This window comes from Nocardia mikamii NBRC 108933 (assembly GCF_001613505.1).
GTDB classification, from domain to species: Bacteria; Actinomycetota; Actinomycetes; order Mycobacteriales; family Mycobacteriaceae; genus Nocardia; species Nocardia mikamii.
Map to the genome: position 1 here is coordinate 118,839 of NZ_BDCM01000012.1, position 23,414 is coordinate 142,252.

Sequence of the window (23,414 nt, forward strand, 5' to 3'; positions counted from 1 at the left end):
ACGGAATGACACATCATTCCGTTGCGGAACACCGTATCATCGGCTCCGTGCCGAAGCCATCCACACATCTGCAGCGACGCAAGGCCGAACTGCGGCAACAGATCATCGACACCGCCTTCGCCTGCTTCGCCGACAAGGGCTATCACGCCACCGGAATCGCCGATATCGCCACGGCCCTGGGAATCGGGCACGGGACGTTCTATCGCTACTTCGAGAACAAGCGCGACATCATCGACCACGTGATCGACGATCTGGCCGCGCGGATCATCGAGGCGCTCGGAACCGAGAACGCGCCCGACGCGGCGACCTCGCTGGATGATTACCGGCATCAGCTGGACCGGATCGGGGTGGCACTGCATCGGATCTTCCTCGAGGACCGGCGGGTCGCGCAGTTGCTGCTGTTCCAGGCCACCGGTATCGATCCGGAGTTGACGATGCGGCTCTACGGCCTGCTCGACACCGCCGACGCGCTGACCGCCGGATATCTCGAACACGGGGTGGAGCTCGGCTATCTGCGGGCCGATCTCGACGCCGCCAATACGGCCAAGGCGGTGACCGGCATGTTGCTTGCGGCCATCGTGCACGGACTGCGCGATCCCGATCCGGAGTCGACCGCGGGACTTGCCCAGGCGATTCCGCGACTGTTGATCGACGGGGTGCGCGCCGGGTGAGCGGTGTAGTAACAATGTGCGGGTGACGCCGGAGTATGTGCGAGGGATCCGATTCGGACGGGCCCCGATCGGGCACCGCGGCTACGACCCCGCCGAGGTCGACGCGTTCTGCGCCGCCCTCGCCGATGCCTTCGCGGGCCGGGCCGCGCTGAGTGCGGCCGCCATTCGCGGGCACGAATTCGGCCTGGCCGCACCCGGCCGCCGCGATTACGACCGCGACGAGGTGGACGCATTTCTCGATCGCGCCTGTGTGGAACTGGAATTCGCGCGCTACGGACCGGCCCGGCCGCAGGTGGCGTGGCCACCCTCGCCGGAATACGTCTCCCGGCTGCGGTTTTCGGCCCCGCCGCTGGGACGGCGCGGATATGTCGCCGACGAGGTCGACGCGTTCCGGGAGCGTGTGGCGGCGTTGCTGGCACAGACCGCCACGGGATGGGACGTCGCGGCGATCAGACCCGAATTCGGCACGGCCGGGGCGGGAGTCCGGGCCTATCACCCGGGCGAGGTCGATGCCTTCGTGGACGCGGTCGCGGCGCTGGTGAGTTAGCGCGGCCCCCGGCCGAGCCGGACCGGATCAGTCGAACAGGTCGAGCGTGGGCTGGGCTTCGCGGCCCCGGACCTCGATGGATCCGAAGACCAGATCCGGTGGCGGCACCAGACCCAGATGTTCCCAGGCGGCGGCGGTGGCGACCCGCCCGCGCGGGGTGCGTGCCACCATCCCGGCGCGGACCAGGAACGGCTCGCACACCTCCTCGACGGTGGCGGCCTCCTCCCCCACGGCCACCGCCAGCGTCGACACCCCGACCGGCCCGCCGCCGAAGCCGCGGACCAGCGCACCGAGGACCGCGCGGTCGAGCCGGTCCAATCCCAGCGAATCCACGTCGTAGACCGCCAGCGCGGCCTTGGCGATGTCCCGGGTGACCAGGCCGTCGGCCCGCACTTCGGCGTAGTCGCGCACGCGGCGCAACAGCCGGTTGGCGATGCGGGGCGTGCCCCGGGAGCGGCCGGCGATCTCGGCCGCCGCGTCGGATTCGATGCGCACGCCGAGGATCGCCGCCGAGCGCTGCAGGATGCGCTGCAGTTCCTCCGGTTCGTAGAAGTCCATATGGCCGGTGAAACCGAAGCGGTCACGCAGCGGGCCGGTCAGCGCGCCCGAGCGCGTAGTGGCACCGACCAGGGTGAACGGCGCGATCTCCAGCGGAATCGAGGTCGCTCCCGGCCCCTTGCCGACCACGACGTCGACCCGGAAATCCTCCATCGCCAGATACAACATCTCCTCGGCCGGGCGGGCCATGCGATGGATCTCGTCGATGAACAGCACATCGCCCTCGACCAGATTGCTGAGCATCGCGGCCAGGTCACCGGCGCGTTCCAGGGCCGGTCCGGACGTGATGCGCAGCGCGGTACCGAGCTCGCCGGCGATGATCATCGCCATACTGGTCTTGCCCAGTCCGGGCGGGCCGGACAGCAGAACGTGGTCGGGGGTGCCGCCACGCTGGGTCGCACCGCGCAGCACCAGGGCCAGTTGTTCGCGCACCCGGGGTTGGCCGATGAAGTCGTCCAGGGATTTGGGGCGCAGTCCGGCCTCGATGTCACCGTCGGATGTCAGATAGTTCGCGGTGACCGCGGATTCGTCGCCGTCCGCGCCGGTGTCGACATCGTCGGTGCCGGAGGGGAATTCGTCGTCGCGCATCGGCCTCACCGGTTCCGGCCGAGGATCGCGAGCGCGGCCCGCAGCGCCTGCGAGGTCCCCAGCTCGGGTTGTTCGGCGAGGACGCCGTCGACGGCCGGTTCGGCCTGCTTCACCGGGAAGCCGAGACCGGTCAGCGCCTCCACGACCTGATCACGCACGGGGGTGACGGCCGGGGCCGGCGCCGCGCCCGGCGGTGCGGACTGCACGGGAACCAGATTCACCTTGTCACGCAATTCGACCACCATGCGCTCGGCACCGCGCTTACCGATACCCGGTACCCGCGTCAGGGCCGCGACATTGCTCTCCGCCAACGCTTTTCGCAGCGCCTCGGGCTCGAGCACCGCCAGCACCGCCATCGCCAGCCGGGGACCGACACCGGAAACGGTCTGCAGCAGCCCGAACAGATCGCGCGCCTCGGTGTCGGCGAAGCCGTACAGCGTCATCGAATCCTCGCGCACGATCATCGCGGTGTAGAGGCGGGCCTCGTCGCCGCGGGTGAGACCGGCCAGCGTGGAGGGTGTGGCGTTGAGCCGGTAACCGACGCCCGCGGCTTCCAGCACCGCGTGGTCGAGACCGATCTCCAGCACCTCACCGCGCACCGACGCGATCACCTGGTCACCGCCTTTCGTTGCTGGGCAAGCCTTTCGGCGTATCTGCGTCGCGCCTGTTCGGCCTGGGCCTCCGCCTTCGCCATCCGCTCCAGCATCGGCGCCCGCCAGCAGTGGCAGATCGCCAGCGCCAGGGCATCGGCCGCATCGGCCGGTTTCGGCGCCGTCTGCAAGCCTAGGATGCGGGTCACCATGGCGGTCACCTGAGCCTTGTCCGCGGAGCCGTTGCCGGTCACCGCGGCCTTGACCTGACTCGGGGTGTGGAAGGCGACCGGGATGCCGCGACGCGCCGCCGCCAGCGCGATCACCCCACCGGCCTGCGCGGTGCCCATCGCGGTGCGCACGTTGTGCTGGGAGAAGACCCGCTCGATCGCGACCGCCTCGGGCCGATGAGTGTCCATCCACTGCTCGGCGGCGTCGGCGACGCCGAGCAGCCGCTGCGCGAGGTCCATATCGGCCGGTGTGCGTACCACGTCGACGTCGAGCGCGGTGACCTGACGTCCCAGCCCGCCCTCGACGATGCTCAGGCCGCACCGGGTGAGCCCGGGGTCGACACCCATCACCCGCACGAAATGCACCCCTGTCGAGTCGCGAACAATTGTTCGAAGTCTAACCGAGAGCTCCCGCGGCGGCGGCCACCGACACGGAGCCCGAGCGCGGCGAGCGCGCGTACCGCGGGGTGGCGAGCCCGCCTATTCCGGTGCGGCCAGCGCGGATTCGAAGATCCGATGCGCGGTCGCGTCGAACAGGACGAAACGGATCTCGGCGGCGCCGGTGCGGGCGGCCCGGACGGTGTCGAGGGCGATCCGGGCGCCGTCGTCGAGGGGCCAGCCGTAGACACCGGTGGAAATCGCGGGGAAGGCGATCGTGCGCGCGCCCAATTCGTCTGCGACACGCAGGGATTCGCGATAGCAGGAGGCGAGCAGGCCGGATCGGTCGTGTGTCGCCGCCCAGACCGGGCCGACGGTGTGGATCACCCAGCGGGCGGGCAGGTTGCCGGCCGTCGTCGCCACGGCCGCGCCGGTGGGCAGGCCGTCCGGATAGGTCGTCGCCCGCAACTGCTTGCAAGCGGCCAGGATGTCGGGTCCGCCTCTGCGGTGGATCGCACCGTCGACACCGCCGCCACCCAGCAACCGGGAGTTGGCGGCATTGACCACGGCATCCACGTCCTGTTCGGTGATATCCCCGCGCACCAGCACGATCTCGGCCATATGCCCCATTGTGCCCGCGCCGGGCACACGGCGGCGGACTACGCCACCTCCCGGCCCTACCGGACTCCGAGCGAGTTCACAGGATTTCTCGAGGAACGCCACCGACAATTGCGCCGTGTTCCCAGCGCCCATGGATGTGCCGACGCCCGCGCCGACCGCCCCCGCCGCGCCCGCGCCGGTTGCCGCCACCGCGGTGGCGCCACCCCCGCCACCGCAGCTCCCCTCGGCGAAACTGAACCCCTACAACGGTTTTCATCACGGCATCTCGCTGCTGCACGGCTGGCTGCCACTGACCGTCGAGATCGTCGCCGCCGTCCTGCTCGTGATCGCCATCGCGCGCTGGGGCCGGCGGTGGTGGCTGATCCGGGTCCCGATCTGTCTGGCCCTCGGTGTGGTGGCCGCCTTCGCCGCCCGCACCGTGATGAACAACGAGGGCCTGGCCTCCGATCCCGCTCCGGTGCGGCTGTGGATCTGCGTGGGCGCGGCCGTCGCCGCGATGGCCCTGGTGGTCGTCGGCTGGCCGGGTGCGCGCTGGTGGCACCGTAGCGCCGCGATCATCGCGGTACCGTTCGCGATCGCCAGCTCGGCGGTGGTGCTCAACCAGTGGGTGGGCTACTACCCCAGCGTGCAGTCGGCGTGGAGTGCATTGTCGGCCGGGCCACTGCCCTACCAGACCGATCAGGACGAACTCGCCGCGATGCGCGACACCCACCCCACCCACGGCGTGGTGGTGCCGATCGACACCGGCGACGCCGCCAGCGGATTCAAGCACCGCACCGAATATGTCTACCTGCCGCCGGCCTGGTTCTCCGGTTCCACCCCGCCGGCCCTGCCGGCCGTGATGATGATCGGCGGCGAATTCAACACACCCGCCGACTGGTTACGCAGCGGCCAGATCATGCCCGCCATCGACGCGTTCACCGCCGCGAACAACGGCAGCGCCCCGGTCCTGGTCTTCGTCGACTCCTCGGGCAGCTTCAACAACGACACCGAATGCGTCGACGGCCCGCGCGGCGCCGCCGCCGACCATCTCACGAACGATGTCGTGCCGTACGTGGACTCGCATTTCGGTGTCCCCGCCGATCCGGCGAAATGGGCGGTGATCGGCTGGTCGATGGGCGGCACCTGCGCCACCGATCTGACCGTGATGCATCCGGAGCTGTTCCACACCTTCGTCGATATCGCCGGCGACCTCGGCCCGACCGCCGGCACCAAGGAGCAGACGATCGCGCGGCTCTACGGCGGCGATGGGGCCGCCTACGACCGCTTCGACCCGCTGACGGTGATGGCGAAGCACGGACCCTACACCGATGTCGCCGGGTTGTTCGACGATCTGACACCGCCGCATCGCCAGGACCACACCGGTAAGGGCCCCGGCGGCGGCCACTTCCACATGCCGCAGGTCGACGAGAGCCGCATCGGCGTGGGCGGCCAGGACGGTGTCATGGATACCGGCGAGGTGGGCGCCGCCGAGAAACTGTGTGGTCAGGGCCGCGCGGTGGGCATCGAGTGCACCATCCACACCACTCAGGGCGGGCACACCTGGCAGTTCGCGGCGGCCGCGTTCACCTCGTCGCTGCCCTGGGTGTCGGCGCGGCTCGGGCTGCCCGTGCACACCTGACATACACCGCAGGCCGCCGCCGGAGCATCCGGCAGCGGCCCGCGGCGGGACGGATCAGTCGTCGAGTTCGGCGAGGACCTCGTCGGAGACGTCGACGTTGGTGTACACGTTCTGCACGTCGTCGCTGTCCTCGAGCGCGTCGACGAGTTTGAACACCTTGCGGGCGCCGTCGGCGTCGACCGCGACCGACACCGAGGGCTGGAAGCCGGATTCGGCGGAGTCGTAATCGATTCCGGCCTCCTGCAGCGCCGTGCGCACGGCGATCAGGTCGCTGGGATCGCTGATGATCTCGAACGAATCACCGAGGTCGTTGACCTCCTCGGCGCCGGCGTCGAGCACCGCGGTCAGCACGTCGTCCTCGCTGAGCCCGTTCTTCTCCAGCGTGACGACACCCTTGCGGTGGAACAGGTAGGCGACCGAACCGGGGTCGGCCATATTGCCGCCGTTGCGGGTCATGGCCACGCGCACCTCACCGGCGGCGCGATTGCGGTTGTCGGTGAGGCATTCGATCAGCACCGCAACACCATTGGGCCCGTAGCCCTCGTACATGATGGTCTGCCAGTCGGCGCCGCCGGCCTCTTCACCACCACCGCGCTTGCGGGCGCGTTCGATGTTGTCGTTGGGAACCGACGACTTCTTCGCCTTCTGGATGGCGTCGTAGAGAGTCGGGTTTCCGCCAGGATCACCACCGCCGGTGCGCGCCGCGACCTCGATGTTCTTGATGAGTTTCGCGAACATCTTGCCGCGCTTGGCATCGATCACGGCCTTCTTGTGCTTGGTGGTGGCCCATTTGGAGTGGCCGCTCATTCCCTACTTCCTTCAGGTCGGTGTGCTCGAGGCCCGGGCAGATTCGCGATCTGCGTTCCGGCGATCGCTGTGCAGTCTACTGCCCGGTCCGCCACCGCCCGGCCGGGGTGCGCGGGCGACGATCAGGTACCGGCGCCCACCGCGGCCCGGACCGAGTCGACGAACAGGCGGTGCACGCGCAGATCTCCGGTCACTTCGGGATGGAAGGAGGTCGCGATGACCGCGCCCTGCCGGACCGCGACGATCCGGCCCGCCGCATCCTGCGGGTCGCCCACCGACGGGCCCTCGGCGACCACGGTGCCCGGCCGCGGCCGGTGCGGGACACGGGCCAGCACCTCGACACCGGCGCCGGCGCGTTCCACCCAGGGCGCCCGGATGAACACCGCGCGGATCGGATCGTCGAGGCCGGTGAAGTCGAGATCGGTCTCGAACGAATCGACCTGACGTCCGAAGGCGTTGCGCCGCACCGTCATATCGATACCCGACAGCGACTGGGCGTCGGGACGGGTGTCGAGCACCTCCGAGGCCAGCAGGATCATCCCCGCACAGGAACCGAACGCGGGCATGCCCTCGCGCAGCCGTGCCCGCAATGGTTCCAGCAACCCGAACACCTCGAGCAGTTTGCTGATCGCGGTGGATTCGCCGCCCGGCAGCACGAGCGCGTCGACGGACTCCAGTTCCGATTCCCGTCGCACACTCACCGGTTCGGCATCGCACGCGGCCAGCGCGTGGAAGTGCTCACGCACGTCACCCTGCAGTGCCAGCACGCCAATGGTCGGTTTCACGGCACGAGCATACGAGTCGCGTGGCGCGGTCGTGGCCCGCGGCCGTCGTGGTTGTGGCGCCGCTCACCTACCGGCGCAGTTTGCGGATGAGCCCTTCCTGCACGACCTGCGCGACGAATTGTCCGCGCTGGTTGAAGATCCGCCCGCTGGTGAGGGCGCGGCCGTAACCGGCGGACGGGGAATTCTGGTCGTAGAGCAGCCATTCGTCGGCGCGGAAGGGCCGCAGGAACCACATCGCGTGGTCCAGCGACGCGTCCTGGGTCGGTTCGTCGCGGTGGGTGACCTTCGACGAACCGAGCAGGGTCATATCGCTCATGTAGGCGAGGGTGCAGACGTGGAACAGCGGGTCGTCGGGCAGCGGGTGGCGGTAGCGGAACCAGACCTGCTGCTGGGAGGCCAGGCCGTCGCGGCGGACGACCGCGTCCTGTGGCACCAGCCGGATGTCCCAGTGCTCCCATTCCCGCATCAGCCACAGCCGCTCCGGGCTCATCGACGCGCGTTCGTCCGGAATATCTTGCGGCAGTGGAACTTCCGGCATCCGGTCCTGATGTTCGGGCCCCTCGTCGCCGACATGGAAGGAGGCCGACATGGTGAAGATCGCCTCACCGTCCTGCACGCCGGTGACCCGGCGGGTGCAGAACGAGCGGCCGTCGCGGATGCGTTCCACCAGGTACACGGTCTGCTCGGCGGGATTGCCGGGGCGCAGGAAGTATCCGTGCAGCGAATGCACCTCGAAGCGCGGTTCCACGGTGCGCACCGCCGAGACCAGCGCCTGCCCGGCAACCTGGCCGCCGAATGTGCGCGCCAGCTGGGACTTGGTGATCGCGCCGCGGAAGATGTCCCGCTCGAGCCGCTCGATCTCCAGCGCCTCTTCGATCGTCGCCATGTACCGTCCTTCCGCCATGTGCCCCGCTCAGGCTAAGCGATGGCGAACCCGCTCCGGCGAGCGACTCTCCGCCGTGACGGCGCTCACGACGCCGGTTCGCCCTGCGAGCCGATCAGTTCCCGCGCCTCTTCCTCGGACCGCGCGGCCGGCGCCGACCCCCACATGTGCCTGCCGTTGGGCTCCTGCAGGAAATACACCGAGACCCCACCCACCAGCCCGGCGACGATCAGGTAGTACGCCGGCCAGTTCAGATCACCGGTCGCGCCGACGAGCGCGCCGACCACCACCGACGTGGTGCCGGCGAACAGTGAGACCGCCACGTTGAACGACACCGACAGCCCCGCGCCGCGCACCTTCGTCGGAAACAGCGACGGCAGGGTGGACGGCATGGTCGCGCTGAAGCAGATGAGGGTCAGGCCCATCATGAGCAGGCCCAGGAATACGGCGAACGCGTTGTCGGTGCGTACCAGCAGGATCATCGGAAACGCCAGTACCACCAAGGCGATGACGCCGGCCCAGATGATCGGTTTGCGGCCGACCCGGTCCGAGACGAGGCCGAGCACCGGGATGGTCAGCAGCGCGATGGCCATCACCGCGATCTGCAGCCACTGCGACGCCGAGGAGGACAGACCGCCGCCGGTGCTGTCGGGCACGGTCGAGGTGACGTAGGTCGGCATGTAGGAGGTCAGCATGTAGTTGGTGACGTTCCAGACGACGACCAGACCCATGCAGACCAGCACGTACGGCCACAGCCGGGCCAGGATCTTGGCCTCGTCGCCGGTCTTGTTCGCCTTCTCCCGCTCCTCGGATTCCTTCTCCAGAGCGGCGAAGGCCGGAGTGTCGGCCAGCCGCATGCGCAGATAGACGCCGACCGCGCCGAGCGGCAGGGCGACGAAGAACGGCAGCCGCCAGCCCCACGACAGCAGCTGGTCGTCGGTGAGGGTGGCGTCGGCGAGCGTGACGACCAGGGCGCCCAGCAGATATCCGGTGAAAGTGCCGAATTCCAGCCAGCTGCCGAGGAATCCGCGCCGCCGGTCGGGTGCGTACTCGGCGATGAAGGTCATGGCGTTGCCATATTCGCCGCCGGTCGAGAAACCCTGCAGCAACCGTGCGCACAGCAACAACATCGGCGCCCAGATCCCGATCGTGTTCTGATCCGGGATACAGCCGATGGCGAACGTGCCGGCCGCCATGAGGATCATCGTGGTGGCGAGCACCTTGTTGCGGCCGATGCGGTCGGCCAGCGGCCCGAAGAACATGCCGCCGAAGGGGCGCACGAGGAACGCCACCGCGAAGAGGCCGAACGTGGCGATCGTGCCCGCGGTGTCCCCGAGATGGGAAAAGAACACGTCCTTGATGGTGGGCTCGAAATACGCGTAGACGCCGAAGTCGTACCACTCGGTGATGTTGCCGATACTCGCCGCGCCGATCGCCCGGCGGATGATCGGCGGATCGGTGACGACGATGTCGTCGAGCGACCACCGCTTCGGACGTTCACGCGGGACCAGCACCGCCACCGACTCCGACCTCCTCGACCTCGCGACAACCCGTCGATCACCGGTGCCGCCGGGGCTCCGCGAAGGTGTTCGATCGCCTCGCCGGTGCCGCCGTGTCCGGAATCGACCCGCTCAGGCTATGCGATGGCAAACGCGCGCGGCGGGCGACTCTCCGCGATCCGCGCCGTGGCGGGCATGATAGGCGGATGCCCGCATACGAACCGATCGCCGCGGACGGGCTGGTCGAGCGGGTCGCCGCGGCCGCCCTCGCGCTGCCGGGGCCGGTCGTGGTGGCCGTCGACGGGGCCGACAGCGCCGAACCACGGGAACCGGCTGATCGGATCGTCGAACGAATCCGCGGGCGCGGGCGGGCGGCCGCGCGGGTGTGGTTGCACGACTTCGTTCGCCCGGCATCGTTGCGGCTCGAGTACGGGCGCGACGAGATGACCTATCGCACGGCCTGGTTCGACTACGCCGCGCTCGATCGCGAAGTGCTGGAAGCGGTGCGCCGGCGCGGGCGGTGGCTGCCCGCGCTGTGGGACGAAGCCGAGGACCGATCCGCCCGGGCGCGCATGCAGACGGCCGAACCGGGCCTCGTACTGGTGATCGCGGGTCCGATGTTGCTCGGCCGGGGTATGGATTTCGATGTCACCGTGCGGCTGCAGATGTCGGAGGCGGCACTGCTGCGGCGGACCGATCCCGCGGACCGGTGGACCGTGCCCGCTCTGCTGCGTCACGACCGCGAGCACGCCGACGTGCCCACCTTCGATGTTCGCTGGGATCATCCGGACCGCCCGGCACTACGGATCGGCGCCTGATCCGCGGCGCCTCGGATGCGCGGGGGCGCAACCGCATTCGCGGCATTCAGCCCGCGAAACGTGCGCGGTCGGCGACGGGGAGCCAGCACCCGGCGGCGATGTCGCGGTTGTAGGTCGTGCGGAAATGCTCGATCAGATGGGGCAATCCCGGATGGGTGTTGGCCGTCGACCACAGCAACGCGTGCGGATAGGCCGGTGTCGGGTCGACGATCGGCACCCGCCGGATGTGCGGGTGCCACGGATTGCGGAAGTGGTCGCTGCTGACGCTGGCCAGGGTGTCGGAGGCCGCGATGCGGGCGAGCATCGCTTCGATACCGTCGGGCCCGGGGAACCGGGTGCGGTCGCGAGGCGTGGTATCGACTGTGACACCACAGAATTCGCTCAGCTCGTGATAGAAGTCGGCCCACTCCGACGCCACCCCCGCGCCCGGAATCCACACCGTGTACGTCCCCAGTTCGGCGAGCGGCACCGCCGACCGCCCGGCGAGGGGATGATCTCGGCCGACGAGCAGATGCGCCGGATCCACGTACGCGGGCACTGCCGCGATATCGGCCGGCAACGGGCGGGGGCCACCCGAGGGCCGGGCGAACGCCGCGTCGGCGCGGCCGTGCACCACCATGTCCCGCGAGGTCACGAAGACGTTCGAGATCACGATCTCGGTATCAGCGCCCGGATTGCGATCGAGGTAGAACCGCATCTGCTCGGTCGCGCCCTGCCGCTCGCCCTGCACCGCGACGCGCAGCGGGCGCGGCATCTCACCGACCGCCGCCACCGCGGTCTCGGCCACCGCCAGCAGTGCGCGCGCATGGGGCAGCAGCCGCGCACCGGCGGAGGTCGGCACGATTCCCGCGGGTACGCGGTCGAACAGCGCCACGCCGAGCCGGCTCTCGAGTTTCGCGATCCGCTTCGACACCGCCTGCTGGCTGATGCCGAGAACCACGGCGGCGAGACTGAACTGCCGTTCCTCGGCCGCGGCAACGAAGGCGCGCACGGCTGCCAGGTCGAGATCCGTTCTCGCACCTCTGCCGACAACCATCCGTTGTGCACCCTTCGCTGTCTTCGCATCGGGCCCCATCGCTTCAGCAGCCGACGACATCCGGAAAACAGTACCCCACAAGCCATTCGGCGAGCGCCCGCATCGCACTGGGTGCCACACCGGCCGGGCGAGCACTGAGCACCCACGCCCTGGGGATGTGCTGTCGGGTGCCGGTCACCGCGATGCTCGATGCGGCGCAGCCAACGAATCGAGGGTGCCGCGCATCCGGCACGAGCCGGTGACACCTCGGGCACCTGGCTCGGCCTCCGACGCCCGGGCCGGTTCCTCAGTCGCCGGCCGGCACGACGCCGCGGCGGGCCGATTCCGCGAGGCGAGCGGCGAGCTCCCGGATCAGTTCACGCAACTCCCCCGGATGCCGCACCTCGAACGGGCGATCGAGTGCGGCGAGAACCGGCGGCAGCCAGTCGAGCCGCTCCGCCCGGATACCGACATCCCACCAGCGCTCGGCGTCGGAGTCCGCCGCGTCGTCCGCCGCACCGAGAGTCGCCACCGTCGCGGGCAGGTGGGCGCGGATCTGCTCGACGGTACCGAAGATGCGCAGCCGCACGTCGTGCCGATAGTCGGCGGTGGCGAATCCGGACACCACCCGCCGCACCGGATCGATATCGCCGGGCGGGTCGAACGACCCCGGCAGGGTTCGAACGGCGGTGATGCGATCCAGGCGGAAGGTGCGGTCCCCGCCGAGGCCGGGATCCGCGCCGGTGACGTACCACCGGCCGGAGTGAGCGACGAGCCCGTATGCGTGCAGCGCGCGTTCGCTCGCGCGGCCGTGGCGATCGGTATACCGGAGGGTGACCGGCCGGTGGTGGCGTATCGCGTCGGCGATCGTCAACAGCACCGCGGCATCCGCGGAAGCGAATTCGGTCGGCGCATCGGTGAATGCGAGCGATTCCAGCAACACGTCGAGCCGTCGGCGCACAGGCTGGGGAAGTACCCTGCGGATCTTCGCGGCGGCGGTCTCGCTCGCCGTCGCACCCGTTGCCGCCCAGCCGATTCGGCGGCCGGCCAGAAGTCCGAGCAGTACCGCCAACGCCTCGTCGTCGTCGAACATCATCGGCGGCAGGCGGTATCCGGGGGCGAGCCGATAGCCGCCGTAGCGACCACGCACCGACTCCACCGGAATATCGAGATCGATCAGGTGGTCCACGTATCGGCGCACGGTGCGTCCCTCGACACCGAGCCGGTCGGCGAGTTCGGCCACGGTCCGGGTGCCGCCGGACTGCAGCAATTCGAGTAGAGTCAGCACGCGTCCGGTCGGTCGAGCCATGATCTCGACCCTAGTGCGAATACTGGACCGATTCTGTCCCCTATTGCTCCTACGCTGCGGAAGACACCCTCGAACGGCAAGGAGCAGCCCATGAATTTCGTCTCGATCCGCATCATCACCGCGGACGTCGCGCGTCTGGTCGAGTTCTACGAGCGCGCCACCGGATTGCGCGCTCGGTGGGCGACCGAGGATTTCGCCGAACTCGAGACCGGCGTCGCCACCCTCGCGCTCGCGAGTACCCGGACCGTCGCCCTGTTCGCACCGGACTCCGCCCGACCGTCGGACAACCACAGCGTGATCACCGAATTCCTCGTCGACGACGTGGACCGCGTGCATCGAGAGCTGTCCGGCGCCGGCACCGAGGTGGTCGCCGAGCCGGCCACGATGCCCTGGGGCAACCGCTCGCTGCTGGTCCGCGACCCCGACGGCAACCTGGTCAACTTCTTCACACCGGTGACACCGTCGGCGATGGCGAAGTTCGCGGGACGGGCCGAGCCGGTCACGCCGGGCATGTGAGTCGCCGGCGTGTCACGCCCCGGGAGCGACGACGCCGGGCCGTCCTGTGCAGGACGTCCCGGCGAAGGCGTTGTCTCGGAATCGGTGTCCGAACCGATTACCAGCCGCGCTCGGCGAGGCGGTGCGGTTCCGGAATCTCCTCGACATTGATGCCGACCATGGCCTCACCCAGGCCGCGCGACACCTTCGCGAGCACATCGGGGTCGTCGTAGAAGGTGGTGGCCTTCACGATGGCGGCGGCACGCTCGGCCGGGTTGCCGGATTTGAAGATGCCGGAGCCGACGAAGACACCCTCGGCGCCCAGCTGCATCATCATCGCGGCATCGGCGGGCGTGGCGATACCGCCGGCGGTGAACAGCACCACCGGCAGCTTGCCGGTCTCGGCGATCTCGCGAACCAGTTCGTAGGGCGCCTGCAGCTCCTTGGCGGCCACGAACAGCTCGTCCTCGGGCAGCGACTGCAGGTGCCGGATCTCGCCGCGGATCTTGCGCATGTGGGTGGTCGCGTTGGACACGTCGCCGGTGCCGGCCTCGCCCTTGGAGCGGATCATCGCCGCGCCCTCGGTGATGCGGCGCAGCGCCTCGCCCAGGTTGGTGGCGCCGCACACGAACGGCACGGTGAACTGCCACTTGTCGATGTGGTTGGCGTAGTCGGCGGGGGTCAGCACCTCCGACTCGTCGATGTAGTCGACACCGAGGCTCTGCAGGATCTGCGCCTCGACGAAGTGACCGATGCGCGCCTTGGCCATCACCGGGATGGACACCGCGTTGACGATGCCGTCGATCAGGTCCGGGTCGCTCATCCGTGCGACGCCGCCCTGGGCGCGGATGTCGGCGGGAACCCGCTCGAGCGCCATCACCGCGACCGCGCCGGCATCCTCGGCGATCTTGGCCTGATCGGCGGTGACGACGTCCATGATCACCCCGCCCTTGAGCATCTCGGCCATGCCGCGCTTCACGCGGGCGGTGCCGGTCGTCGAGGTGGTGTCGGGCGTTGTCACGGGCAAACTCCTGATTATCGGGGATTCGTTCGAGGAGGCATCGCTGCGATGCGAACCTCCACGATTCTAGGCGCCCCGATCAGGCCACTAGATAGCCAGTCCGAGAGCACTGGACTGGTCCGACGCCCGCAGCCGGGGTCGCGCCCCGGGCCGGGCGGCCGCTACGGCGTCGCTACGGGCGCGCCGGATGCGGGTACCCGTGGCGCCGGACGGTGCGAAACCGCAGGCCGGCGCCACCTGTTCGTCAGATCGGGTCGACGACGAACAGCTGCGCCCAGTACGTCGCGGCCTGCTCGCCGATATACGGCAGCAGGAAGTCGTACAGCAGATAGGACATATGCATTCGGTACCTCACCTCCACACACCGGTTCGCCGGATTCGGTGTGCGGCAAACCGGTTTCGACCCTAACCGATGGTGACCTGTCACACACCGGCAACGGCCGGGTATCGGCGAGATATGCGGATTTCCGACGAATTGCGTTGACCGCCAACGTGTCCCGCCGTCACACCTCGGACAGCAGCGGTTCGAACAACCCGACGGCCACCACCCGGATCTGCTCCAGCGCCCGTTCGACCGGTCCGGTCGGCTGGAACAGATGACTGAGGGCAAGGCGCACAACGGTTTCGGCGATCGGCGCGAGCTCCTTCTCACCCACCGAAGCCAGATCGTATTGCGCGCGCACCGTCGCGGTGACCGCCTCGATCGCCCGGCCGAGCACCGGTTCCGGCTCGGTCATCAGCGCCGGCAGCAGCGCGGTATCCGGCGCGGAACGGCCCGCGAGCACCGCCTTCAGCAGCATATTGTCCGCGCCGCTGCGCAGGGTGAACTCCACGGCCGCGATCAGACCGGCGATCACATCGTCCGGGTGGGCCGCCAGCTGTTCGGCGATCCCGACCAGGAAGACGTCCACCTCGTTCGTGATCACCACATCGGCGAGGTCCTGTTTGGTGCCGATCTCCTTGTACAGCACCGGCCGGCTGACGCCGACCTCCTTGGCCACCCGCGACATGTTCACCGCACCCCAGCCCTCGGTACAGACCAGGCCGCGAGCGGTCTCGATGACGCGCTCGCGCAGAAGTCGGCGCATATCGGATTGGAAGTTCGGCGCGGTAGCCACGCCCTTGATCGTACACGGTTCGCGATACTGTTCGACTATTGACAATTGATGTGCATCTGTATTCAATGAGAACACTTCTTCAGAAAGTGTAAATACGTCGAGGTGGGCGGGCTGCCGCTCCGGCCCTCGACCCGTCCGCGCACGCCGTCGGCCGGACCCGTTCCGTCGCGCAGTCCGCGCACCGTTCGTGAGGAGAATTTGGTGACCACATCCCGAATCGGCGATCCGGCCCGGCCCGCGCCGCCGCGGTGGCGCGACCGCAAGCGCCCTCTCTGGCTGTTCGGCCTCGTCCCGCCGACCGCGGTCCTGCTCGCCACCGGCCTGGTGTGGCTGTTCAACGCACTGGGCTGGCACCACGCGGCGCCGGTGTGGTGGTGGATCGGGCCGCTGCTGGTGTACGTCCTGCTGCCGATCCTCGACCGATTCTTCGGGCCCGACGGGCAGAATCCGCCCGACGAGGTGATGGAACAGCTCGAGAACGACCGCTACTACCGCTACTGCGTCTACGCCTACATTCCGTTCCAGCTGCTCAGCCTGGTGTTCGCCTGCTATCTGTGGAGCGCGGCCGATCTGTCCTGGCTGGGCATCGACGGCGGACTGAGCCTGGTGTCCAAGATCGGCCTGGCGCTGAGCATCGGCATCATGGGTGGTGTCGGCATCAACACCGCGCACGAACTCGGCCACAAGAAGGACGAAGCGGAGCGCTGGCTGTCGAAGATCACGCTGGCGCAGACGTTCTACGGCCACTTCTACATCGAGCACAACCGCGGCCACCACGTGCGGGTGGCGACCCCGGAGGATCCGGCCAGTTCCCGGTTCGGCGAATCGTTCTGGACCTTCCTGCCGCGCAGCGTATGGGGCAGCCTGCGCTCGTCGTGGTCCCTCGAGAAGACTCGGCTGCAGCGAATGGGCAAGCGGCCGTGGACGATTCACAACGACGTGCTCAACGCGTGGCTGATGTCGGTGGTGTTGTGGGGCGCGCTGGCCGCGATCTTCGGTCCCGGGGTGCTGCCGTTCCTGGTGCTGCAGGCGGTCTACGGATTCTCGCTGCTGGAGACGGTCAACTATCTCGAGCACTACGGTCTGCTGCGGCAGCGCACGGCCGCCGGGCGCTACGAACGCTGCACACCGGAGCACAGCTGGAACTCCGACCACATCGTCACCAACATCTTCCTCTACCACCTGCAGCGCCACAGCGACCATCACGCCAACCCCACCCGGCGCTATCAGACCCTGCGCAGTATGGACGGCGCGCCCAATCTGCCCAGCGGCTACGCCAGCATGATCACCGTCGCCTATTTCCCGCCGCTGTGGCGCCGCGTGATGGACCAGCGGGTGCTCGCCCACTACGGCGGTGACATCACCCGCGTCAACGTCCAGCCCGGCAAGCGCGCACGAATCCTCGCGAAGTACGGAGTCGCCTGATGTCCCGATTCCGTTGCCCCGTCTGCGATTACGTGTACGACGAAACCGACGGCGCCCCCCGCGAGGGCTTTCCGCCCGGCACCGCGTGGTCGGCGATCCCCGACGACTGGTGCTGCCCCGACTGCGGCGTGCGGGAGAAGCCGGATTTCCACGCCGATCTCGCGACCCACGACCCGACCCCGACGAAAGGTCCCTGACATGACCGACTACAAGCTGTTCCGTTGCCTGCAATGCGGATTCGAATACGACGAGGCCCTCGGCTGGCCCGAGGACGGCATCGCGCCGGGCACCCGCTGGGACGACATTCCCGACGATTGGTCCTGCCCCGACTGCGGTGCGGCCAAGGCGGATTTCGAGATGGCCGAGGTCAGCCGCGCATGACCGGACGCATCGTCATCGCGGGCACCGGGATCGCGGGCGCGACCGCCGCCCGCACCCTGCGCACCGAGGGCTACACCGGCGAGATCGTGCTGCTCGGCGCCGAGGACCGGCTGCCCTACCGCCGCCCGATGGTCTCGAAGGAGTTGCTCGCCGGCACCGCGAACGAACGCCGGCTCCTGCTCGAGTCCGCCGAATCGTGGCGCGAACTCGAGGTCGAGATACGCCCGGGGACCACGGTCGACGGCATCGACGTCGACCGCGACCGCGTACATCTGGGCACCGGCGAAACCCTCGGCTACGACGCGCTGGTGCTCGCCACGGGCGCCCGCGCACGCGAACTGCCCGGCCCCGAATCGGGCGCGTACACACTGCGGACCGCCGCGGATGTCGACGCATTGCGCACGGCCGTGACGACCGGTGGATCGCTGCTCGTGGTGGGTGGCGGTCTGGTCGGATGCGAAGCCGCCGCGACGGCGCGCGGACTGGGGGCAGCGGTGACGATCGTGCACGCGGCGGACGCGCCCCTGGATCGGGTGGCGCCGGATGTGGTCGGCGAGCACTGCCGAAACCTGCACGCCGACAACGGTGTCGACATCCACGACGCGATCGTGCTGGACCGGATCGACGGGGGCGGTGGAGATGTCACAGCCACCGCCGTCGACGGACGCCGGTGGACCGCCGCGGCGGTCCTCGTCGCGATCGGCGCGGAACCGGACACCGGATTGGCCCGCCAGGCCGGACTCGCCGTCGGCGACGGCATCCTCGTCGACGAGTCCTACACCACCTCGGCGCCGAACATCTTCGCCGCCGGTGACGCCGCGGCCGTCTACGATCCGGAATTCGGGGTCCACCGGCGCACCGAACAATGGAACAGCGCCCGGTCGCACGGGATCGCGGTGGCGAAATCCGTTCTCGGACAATGTCTTCCCGCCGAGGAGGTCACCTGGGGCTGGACCACACAGTACGGGGTCACCATCCAATTCGCAGGGCGACCGCACACCGAGGACGACGTCGTGGTCCGCACCACCGACACCCCCGGCCAGTTCATCGCGCTGTCCCTGCGAGCGGGTCGCCTGGTCGCCGCGTCGGCCGTGGGCCGGCCCGCCGACCTGCGCATCGCACGCAACCTCATCGCCGCGCGAACGACCCACACTCCCCAAATCTGGTCCGACACAACCATTCCCCTCCAGGAGCTGACGACCGCCACGGAACTCTCGGGCCACCACTGACCGAGTGGCCGGTTCGCGAACCGTGCGATCGGCCGCGCGAACATCTGCCTCCGGGCGTTCCGCAGCCTGGTCACAGCGTCTCCGGCCACGCTGGAGATCTTCGACGAGAAGCGGGATTCGAGTTACGGCCTTACCGGCGCTGGGACGTCGTCGCGATCACCCACCTCGAAAGAGGCTGATACCTTGCCTTTTTCGCACAGTAAGGCCGGTGCGTGAGCCGGCTGGACGGATGAAGGGGACCGCCGGATGAACGCGGCCGCACACTGGCTCACCGGTCGCGGCACGCGCCGGATCTGGATCACGGTGCTGATCGTGGCCGTGGTGGCGACAGTCGCGGCGGTCGTATGGAACCGACCGCCCGAGCAGGCGCCGGAGGGACCCGTCACTGGTGGCCGGTTCCGGATTTCGCCTCGGCTCGACTCCGCTCCGGTGCCGCGGTGGACGGTGCGCGCCGCCGATCTGACCGGTGAGCCGGGCGCGGTCTTGCTGGACTTGCCGCACAGCTTGCACGACTACTACGGCTACGGTTCGCCGATGGACGCCGGGCCCATGACCGTCGCGGGCACGGCGGTACCCAGCGGACCGGGCGACACCGCACGGACGGTCGGGCCGGTGCGGCTGTACGGCATCGATCCGGACGCCGGCACTGTGCGGTGGTCGATCGACGCCGGCGAACTCCTCAGCTGTAACGAGCGCGTCTTCGACGGACAGCTGACCTGCCGCGGCACCCACCGAGTGCTGATCGTCGACGCCGCCACCGGCGCGATCGCCACGGACCACACGACGGACTTCGAGGTGATGGACGTCGCGGTGCGCGACGGTGTGGTGTCCGTCGCCGGTCGCACCGCCGACTCGATGACCGCCGTCGTCACCCGGGGAACCGTTGCCGACATCGAGGCGAGCTGGCGCCGGACGTATCCGACACCGGTCCCCGGCGACGCGGTCAGGCCGAGACTCCATGCGCCGGACTACTTCCGGGACGGCCACGACCGCAACGTCCGTGTCTACGATCTGCGCACCGGCGACCCGCTGTTCACCGCACCCGTCGGCGCCGTATTCGACGGCGGGATCATCGCCACGCAGGTGATCGATCGCAGCGGAAGCGCGGGACGAGTCACCCTTCTCGATCGCAACGGTCACCTCGTCACCGAGGTCGGCAACCCCAGTTTTCTGCTCGAGTGGTACCCGACCGCGACCACGTCGCCGCCGCCGATCCTCACCGGTGAGAGTGCCTACGACCGGACGACGGGGCGAGTGCTGTGGACCAATCCACAGATCGGCCGCGACGAGTCCGCGGGCCGCCAGGGCGCGGTCGAAGGGGTAGTCGATCACACGGTGATCGTCCGATCGCCCGACGGGACGGCGCTCACCGGCCTCGATCTCGCCGACGGACATCAGCTGTGGCGGCAGCCCGCGGGGTTCGCGAGCACGGTGCGCGACGGCCTCACCGACGGCCGGCACCTCGTTCTCGCGGACGGCGCCACCGTGCACGCGATCGACGCCGGCGACGGTTCGACCGCCTGGTCGATGTCGCTGCCGCCCAGTGGTGATCCCAGATTGCGCTCGAGGGTGGAAGCGATGGGCGGCCGGATGGTTGTCGTGCTCGCGGACGCGTTCACCGGATACGCTGCGGCGTGAGGCGACGCGAATAATCCCCGCGGCTCAGCGGATGGACCGGACCTCCGGCTCGAGATCGGAGCCGGCGGCGGTGAGCGCCTCGGCCAGCAGGTTGTCCAGGTGATACGGGTACACCGTTTCCCCGATCCGGTCGAGTTCGGCGATATCCGGCGGCAGGCACCAACGGTAGGCGGTCACGCAGCGGCGTTCCCAGACGGTCGGATCGGCGGGTTTCGGATCGAACCAGCGCACCCGGGCGACGAAGAACAGTTCCTCGGAGCGGATCAGCTCTCCGTTGAAGGGAAACACCGCGACCCGCCGCCAGATCGGGCCGCGCAGCAACGTGGAGTCCAGCGCCAGTCCCGTCTCCTCCCACACCTCGCGCACCGCCGCGGCCCGCAGCGTCTCCCCCGGTTCGATGCCGCCGCCGACGGTGAACCAGAACGGCGAATCGGGCGTCTGCGGGTCGTGGCCACGCATCAACAGCACGCGGTCCTCGTCGTCGAGCAGAACCACCCGGGCCGACGTACGGACGGTGTCGACCTCGAGGCCGGTGGTCGCGGCCGGTGTGACCCGTTCCGCGATCTCGAAATAGGTCGGCAGCGGTGCGGTACCGCCGAGGTGCAGCAACCGGACCGGGCGGCGGGTACGCAGCGCCAGGGTGTCGCGCACGGCGTCGTTGTGGAAGCGGCGCGCGATCAGCACCCGCGCCTCGGCGTCGGCGAGTTCGGCCACCAGCTGGGGCCGTAACGAGGTGATGTCGACGGCGGACAGCGCGGCCGCCAGCTGGTTCTCCGCCGTTTCCCGATCGCTCCAGTCGGCGCGTTCGGCGCGATCGGCCAAGGCGATCAGCCGTTTGGACTGCTCCGCCGCCGTGGACTCCGATATCGGCCCGGCCATCGAGATCGCGACCGTACGAGCCACCACCGCGCGCCGCGCCAAGGCGGACTCCAGGGCGTCGCGGGCCTGATCACTGCGCACGTGCAGCCGGTCGAGCCGGTTGGCGGTGGAGTAGGCCCATACACCGATGGCGATGATCACCGCCGCGATCAGCGCGAGGACCAGGATGGTCGTCGCGGAGAAGGTGATCATCCAGCGGTCCTCACCCGGGCGTCGCCGACGGTGACCGTCTCGTACACCCGCAGAATCTGTTCGGCCACGACCGGCCAATCGTATTCGCCGACAACCTGATCCGCGGTGCGTACCAGATCCTCGCGGCGGGTGCGGTCGGTGAGCAATCCGTCGATCGCCTCGGCCAGCGCCGCGGATTCACCCACCGGCACCAACACTCCCGCGGTCCCGTCGCGCAGCACCCGGCGGAAGGCGTCCAATTCGCTGGCAACCACCGCGGTTCCGGCGGCCATCGCCTCCACCAGCACGATGCCGAAACTCTCCCCGCCCAGATTCGGCGCGCAGTACACATCGGCACTGCGCATCGCCGACGCCTTCTCCGCATCCGAGACCTGACCGAGGAAACGCAGATGTCCGGCGTGTTCGCCCGCTTCCCGACGCAGCCGTTCCTCGTCTCCGCGGCCGACGATCAGGATCTCCACGTCCGGATGCCGGGCGACCAGTTTCGGCAGTGCGCCCAGCAGCACGGCCATCCCTTTACGGGGCTCGTCGTAGCGGCCGAGGAACAACACCGTCCCGCCCGCGCGCGGATATCCCTGCAACAGTGGCGCATTCGCGAACGCCGGCACGTCGACCCCGTTGGGGATCTCGACCGCGTCGCTGCCCAGCGCCTCCACCTGCCAGCGCCGCGCCAGCTCCGACACCGCGATCCGCCCGCTGATCTTCTCGTGGTAGGGCCGCAGCACTCCCTGGAAGGTCGCCAGCACCAGCGAGCGGGTGGTGGAGGTGTGGAAGGTGGCCACGATGGGTCCCTCGGCCACCTTCAGCGCCAGCATCGAGATACTCGGGGCGTTGGGTTCGTGGACGTGCAGGACCTCGAAGTCGCTGTCGGCGATCCAGCGCCGCAGCCGGGTGTAGGCGGTCGGCCCGAACGACAGCCGCGCCACCGACCCGTTGTACGGAATCGCCACCGCCTTTCCGGCCGAGACGACGAATTCCGGCAGTTCGGTGTCGTCGGAGGCCGGCGCCAGCACGCTCACCCGGTGTCCGCGCTCGATCAGCACCTGCGCCAATTCCACGACATGCGACTGCACACCGCCCGGCACGTCGAACGAGTACGGGCAGACCATGCCGATTCTCATGACACCGCGTCTCCGGCGGACCGCTCACCGCTGCGCACGGCCTGCGCTGCGGCGATCCGCTCCAGCCGCTGCGGCGACAGATCCCGCTCCCACAGCGGCTGCAACATATGCCAGTCGGCGGGGTGTTCGGCGATATTGGCGGCGAACCGGTTCGCCAGCCGCTGGGTGGCCGCATCGACACCGCCCGAAACATCCAGTGGCGCTTCGGTTTTCAGCCCCCACCCCTCACGGCCCCGCTCGTCAACCGTGAACCAGGCGTGCACCGGCATCAGCGCGGCGCCGGTCTCGATGGCCAATTTCGCCGCGCCCGCCGGCATCCAGGTGCGTTCGCCGAAGAACTCCACCGGCACACCCTTGCCGGTCAGGTCGCGCTCGCCCATCAGGCAGACCACCTTGTTGTCGCGCAACCGTTGCGCGAGCTGCCGGAACGGCGGCTGCTCCCCGCCGGTGAGCGCGAATACCTCGAACCCGAGGCTTTCGCGATAGGCCACGAAGCGCTCGAACAGCGATTCCGGCTGCAGCCGTTCGGCCACCGTCGCGAAGCTGCCGTAGTGCTGCACCAGCCACACGCCGGCCATATCCCAGTTCCCCGAATGCGGCAGCACGAAGATCGCACCGCGTCCCTCGGCGAGCGCGGCGTCCAGATGCTCCAACCCCTCGGGTGGCGGCATGAGCGGCGAATCCGCCAGTGCCGCATGGTCGAGGGTCGGCAGCCGGAACGCCTCGCGCCAGTACCGGGCATACGAGCGCATCGAGGCGTGGATCACCTCGTCCGGCACGTCGAGCGGATCGACGCCCAGCACCCGGGCGAGATTGCGGCGCAACTGATTCGGTCCCTGACCGCGATGGGTGGCACGGTTCGCACGCCGGGCCGCCCAATCACCACCGAAGTCGAACCAGCGGCGCGCGGTGCGCTCCGGCAGCCCCCGCACCAGTCGCCACCCGGCCGCATAGGCCCCGTCGGTCAGCGCCGCCCTCATCTGCGTCACGCCCGT

At 69.2% G+C, this 23,414-nt stretch carries 25 protein-coding genes; 10 read left to right on the top strand and 15 right to left on the bottom strand.

The features are described 5' to 3' along the window. The first annotated feature begins 38 nt into the window (after positions 1-38). Positions 39-671 carry a TetR/AcrR family transcriptional regulator gene (locus tag NMI01S_RS15395; RefSeq protein WP_439956271.1) on the top strand — a complete coding sequence of 211 codons (633 nt, stop codon included), beginning with the start codon at positions 39-41 and terminating at the stop codon, positions 669-671. A gap of 22 nt (positions 672-693) precedes the next feature. Then, positions 694-1,218: a DivIVA domain-containing protein gene (locus tag NMI01S_RS15400; RefSeq protein ID WP_063920770.1), complete on the top strand. Its 525-nt coding sequence runs from the start codon at positions 694-696 to the stop codon at positions 1,216-1,218. Positions 1,219-1,245: 27 nt separating this feature from the next. On the opposite strand, the gene ruvB is transcribed toward NMI01S_RS15400, so the two are convergent. The 4 genes from ruvB to NMI01S_RS15420 form a co-directional block, all read right to left on the bottom strand. Next, positions 1,246-2,364: a Holliday junction branch migration DNA helicase RuvB gene (gene ruvB / locus NMI01S_RS15405; RefSeq protein ID WP_062997820.1), complete on the bottom strand. Its 1,119-nt coding sequence runs from the start codon at positions 2,362-2,364 to the stop codon at positions 1,246-1,248. 5 nt (positions 2,365-2,369) lie between these two features. Further along, positions 2,370-2,975 (bottom strand): Holliday junction branch migration protein RuvA, encoded by a 606-nt coding sequence (gene ruvA / locus NMI01S_RS15410; protein ID WP_062997822.1) that lies wholly within the window; start codon positions 2,973-2,975, stop codon positions 2,370-2,372. Then, positions 2,972-3,541 carry a crossover junction endodeoxyribonuclease RuvC gene (gene ruvC / locus NMI01S_RS15415; protein WP_062998621.1) on the bottom strand — a complete coding sequence of 190 codons (570 nt, stop codon included), beginning with the start codon at positions 3,539-3,541 and terminating at the stop codon, positions 2,972-2,974. Before ruvC ends, ruvA begins: the two co-directional genes overlap by 4 nt. 123 nt (positions 3,542-3,664) lie before the next feature. Continuing rightward, positions 3,665-4,183, bottom strand: a complete 519-nt coding sequence (locus tag NMI01S_RS15420; RefSeq protein WP_062997824.1) for an O-acetyl-ADP-ribose deacetylase — start codon at positions 4,181-4,183, stop codon at positions 3,665-3,667. Between the two features lie 136 nt (positions 4,184-4,319). Here NMI01S_RS15420 and NMI01S_RS15425 point away from each other — a divergent pair, with 136 nt between their 5' ends. Beyond that, positions 4,320-5,804, top strand: coding sequence for an alpha/beta hydrolase (locus NMI01S_RS15425; protein ID WP_439956272.1), 1,485 nt, complete (start codon positions 4,320-4,322; stop codon positions 5,802-5,804). A gap of 54 nt (positions 5,805-5,858) precedes the next feature. On the opposite strand, the gene NMI01S_RS15430 is transcribed toward NMI01S_RS15425, so the two are convergent. The 4 genes from NMI01S_RS15430 to NMI01S_RS15445 form a co-directional block, all read right to left on the bottom strand. Next, positions 5,859-6,611: a YebC/PmpR family DNA-binding transcriptional regulator gene (locus NMI01S_RS15430; protein WP_036502880.1), complete on the bottom strand. Its 753-nt coding sequence runs from the start codon at positions 6,609-6,611 to the stop codon at positions 5,859-5,861. A gap of 122 nt (positions 6,612-6,733) precedes the next feature. Beyond that, positions 6,734-7,396 (bottom strand): pyridoxal 5'-phosphate synthase glutaminase subunit PdxT, encoded by a 663-nt coding sequence (pdxT, locus tag NMI01S_RS15435; RefSeq protein ID WP_084512992.1) that lies wholly within the window; start codon positions 7,394-7,396, stop codon positions 6,734-6,736. Positions 7,397-7,463: 67 nt separating this feature from the next. Beyond that, positions 7,464-8,282, bottom strand: coding sequence for an acyl-CoA thioesterase (locus NMI01S_RS15440; protein WP_062998625.1), 819 nt, complete (start codon positions 8,280-8,282; stop codon positions 7,464-7,466). A gap of 83 nt (positions 8,283-8,365) precedes the next feature. Continuing rightward, on the bottom strand, positions 8,366-9,799 hold the full coding sequence (locus tag NMI01S_RS15445) for an MFS transporter (RefSeq protein WP_084512993.1): 1,434 nt from the start codon (positions 9,797-9,799) through the stop codon (positions 8,366-8,368). 185 nt (positions 9,800-9,984) lie between these two features. On the opposite strand from NMI01S_RS15445, the gene NMI01S_RS15450 reads away from it, so the two are divergent. Next, positions 9,985-10,596, top strand: a complete 612-nt coding sequence (locus NMI01S_RS15450; RefSeq protein ID WP_062998629.1) for a nucleoside/nucleotide kinase family protein — start codon at positions 9,985-9,987, stop codon at positions 10,594-10,596. 46 nt (positions 10,597-10,642) lie between these two features. On the opposite strand, the gene NMI01S_RS15455 is transcribed toward NMI01S_RS15450, so the two are convergent. After that, positions 10,643-11,632: a LysR family transcriptional regulator gene (locus NMI01S_RS15455; protein WP_062997828.1), complete on the bottom strand. Its 990-nt coding sequence runs from the start codon at positions 11,630-11,632 to the stop codon at positions 10,643-10,645. A gap of 286 nt (positions 11,633-11,918) precedes the next feature. After that, on the bottom strand, positions 11,919-12,920 hold the full coding sequence (locus NMI01S_RS15460; protein WP_062997830.1) for a helix-turn-helix transcriptional regulator: 1,002 nt from the start codon (positions 12,918-12,920) through the stop codon (positions 11,919-11,921). A 90-nt stretch (positions 12,921-13,010) separates the two neighbouring features. Between NMI01S_RS15460 and NMI01S_RS15465 the strand changes: the two genes are divergently transcribed. Further along, a complete protein-coding gene (locus NMI01S_RS15465; RefSeq protein WP_062997832.1) occupies positions 13,011-13,436 on the top strand; it encodes a VOC family protein in 426 nt (141 codons plus the stop codon). A 97-nt stretch (positions 13,437-13,533) separates the two neighbouring features. Here NMI01S_RS15465 and pdxS read toward each other — a convergent pair whose 3' ends face one another. Both pdxS and NMI01S_RS15475 read right to left on the bottom strand, forming a co-directional pair. Beyond that, entirely contained in the window at positions 13,534-14,436 is a 903-nt protein-coding gene (gene pdxS, locus NMI01S_RS15470; RefSeq protein ID WP_062997834.1) for a pyridoxal 5'-phosphate synthase lyase subunit PdxS, read from the bottom strand. Between the two features lie 503 nt (positions 14,437-14,939). Next, positions 14,940-15,554, bottom strand: coding sequence for a TetR/AcrR family transcriptional regulator (locus tag NMI01S_RS15475; protein ID WP_063920744.1), 615 nt, complete (start codon positions 15,552-15,554; stop codon positions 14,940-14,942). Positions 15,555-15,755: 201 nt separating this feature from the next. Between NMI01S_RS15475 and NMI01S_RS15480 the strand changes: the two genes are divergently transcribed. The 5 genes from NMI01S_RS15480 to NMI01S_RS15500 all read left to right on the top strand — a co-directional run bounded on the left by NMI01S_RS15480 (position 15,756) and on the right by NMI01S_RS15500 (position 20,227). Beyond that, complete coding sequence (locus tag NMI01S_RS15480) at positions 15,756-16,979, top strand: alkane 1-monooxygenase (RefSeq protein ID WP_062998633.1); 1,224 nt, start codon at positions 15,756-15,758, stop codon at positions 16,977-16,979. Further along, positions 16,979-17,176 (top strand): rubredoxin, encoded by a 198-nt coding sequence (locus NMI01S_RS15485; protein ID WP_062997836.1) that lies wholly within the window; start codon positions 16,979-16,981, stop codon positions 17,174-17,176. The genes NMI01S_RS15480 and NMI01S_RS15485 overlap by 1 nt, the downstream gene beginning before the upstream one ends. Position 17,177: 1 nt before the next feature. Beyond that, complete coding sequence (locus tag NMI01S_RS15490) at positions 17,178-17,360, top strand: rubredoxin (protein WP_062997838.1); 183 nt, start codon at positions 17,178-17,180, stop codon at positions 17,358-17,360. Further along, positions 17,357-18,589: an NAD(P)/FAD-dependent oxidoreductase gene (locus tag NMI01S_RS15495; RefSeq protein ID WP_063920745.1), complete on the top strand. Its 1,233-nt coding sequence runs from the start codon at positions 17,357-17,359 to the stop codon at positions 18,587-18,589. Before NMI01S_RS15490 ends, NMI01S_RS15495 begins: the two co-directional genes overlap by 4 nt. A 246-nt stretch (positions 18,590-18,835) precedes the next feature. Beyond that, positions 18,836-20,227: an outer membrane protein assembly factor BamB family protein gene (locus NMI01S_RS15500; RefSeq protein WP_062997840.1), complete on the top strand. Its 1,392-nt coding sequence runs from the start codon at positions 18,836-18,838 to the stop codon at positions 20,225-20,227. A gap of 24 nt (positions 20,228-20,251) precedes the next feature. Here NMI01S_RS15500 and NMI01S_RS15505 read toward each other — a convergent pair whose 3' ends face one another. From NMI01S_RS15505 to NMI01S_RS15515, 3 genes are read right to left on the bottom strand one after another with little or no spacing between them, the layout of a single operon-like run. Next, positions 20,252-21,295: an NUDIX hydrolase gene (locus NMI01S_RS15505; RefSeq protein WP_062998635.1), complete on the bottom strand. Its 1,044-nt coding sequence runs from the start codon at positions 21,293-21,295 to the stop codon at positions 20,252-20,254. Next, positions 21,295-22,419 (bottom strand): glycosyltransferase family 4 protein, encoded by a 1,125-nt coding sequence (locus NMI01S_RS15510; RefSeq protein WP_062997842.1) that lies wholly within the window; start codon positions 22,417-22,419, stop codon positions 21,295-21,297. The genes NMI01S_RS15505 and NMI01S_RS15510 overlap by 1 nt, the downstream gene beginning before the upstream one ends. Beyond that, on the bottom strand, positions 22,416-23,399 hold the full coding sequence (locus NMI01S_RS15515) for a phosphatidylinositol mannoside acyltransferase (protein WP_062997844.1): 984 nt from the start codon (positions 23,397-23,399) through the stop codon (positions 22,416-22,418). The genes NMI01S_RS15510 and NMI01S_RS15515 overlap by 4 nt, the downstream gene beginning before the upstream one ends. Positions 23,400-23,414 lie beyond the last annotated feature (15 nt).

Excerpts from the sequence above, each read along its gene's own strand:
- ruvB (WP_062997820.1), bottom strand. The coding sequence starts at position 2,364 with ATGCGCGACGACGAATTCCCCTCCGGCACCGACGATGTCGACACCGGC.
- NMI01S_RS15420 (WP_062997824.1), bottom strand. The coding sequence starts at position 4,183 with ATGGCCGAGATCGTGCTGGTGCGCGGGGATATCACCGAACAGGACGTG.
- NMI01S_RS15430 (WP_036502880.1), bottom strand. The coding sequence starts at position 6,611 with ATGAGCGGCCACTCCAAATGGGCCACCACCAAGCACAAGAAGGCCGTG.
- NMI01S_RS15440 (WP_062998625.1), bottom strand. The coding sequence starts at position 8,282 with ATGGCGACGATCGAAGAGGCGCTGGAGATCGAGCGGCTCGAGCGGGAC.
- NMI01S_RS15450 (WP_062998629.1), top strand. The coding sequence starts at position 9,985 with ATGCCCGCATACGAACCGATCGCCGCGGACGGGCTGGTCGAGCGGGTC.
- NMI01S_RS15455 (WP_062997828.1), bottom strand. The coding sequence starts at position 11,632 with ATGGTTGTCGGCAGAGGTGCGAGAACGGATCTCGACCTGGCAGCCGTG.
- NMI01S_RS15460 (WP_062997830.1), bottom strand. The coding sequence starts at position 12,920 with ATGGCTCGACCGACCGGACGCGTGCTGACTCTACTCGAATTGCTGCAG.
- NMI01S_RS15465 (WP_062997832.1), top strand. The coding sequence starts at position 13,011 with ATGAATTTCGTCTCGATCCGCATCATCACCGCGGACGTCGCGCGTCTG.
- NMI01S_RS15485 (WP_062997836.1), top strand. The coding sequence starts at position 16,979 with ATGTCCCGATTCCGTTGCCCCGTCTGCGATTACGTGTACGACGAAACC.
- NMI01S_RS15490 (WP_062997838.1), top strand. The coding sequence starts at position 17,178 with ATGACCGACTACAAGCTGTTCCGTTGCCTGCAATGCGGATTCGAATAC.
- NMI01S_RS15495 (WP_063920745.1), top strand. The coding sequence starts at position 17,357 with ATGACCGGACGCATCGTCATCGCGGGCACCGGGATCGCGGGCGCGACC.
- NMI01S_RS15500 (WP_062997840.1), top strand. The coding sequence starts at position 18,836 with ATGAACGCGGCCGCACACTGGCTCACCGGTCGCGGCACGCGCCGGATC.
- NMI01S_RS15510 (WP_062997842.1), bottom strand. The coding sequence starts at position 22,419 with ATGAGAATCGGCATGGTCTGCCCGTACTCGTTCGACGTGCCGGGCGGT.
- NMI01S_RS15515 (WP_062997844.1), bottom strand. The coding sequence starts at position 23,399 with ATGAGGGCGGCGCTGACCGACGGGGCCTATGCGGCCGGGTGGCGACTG.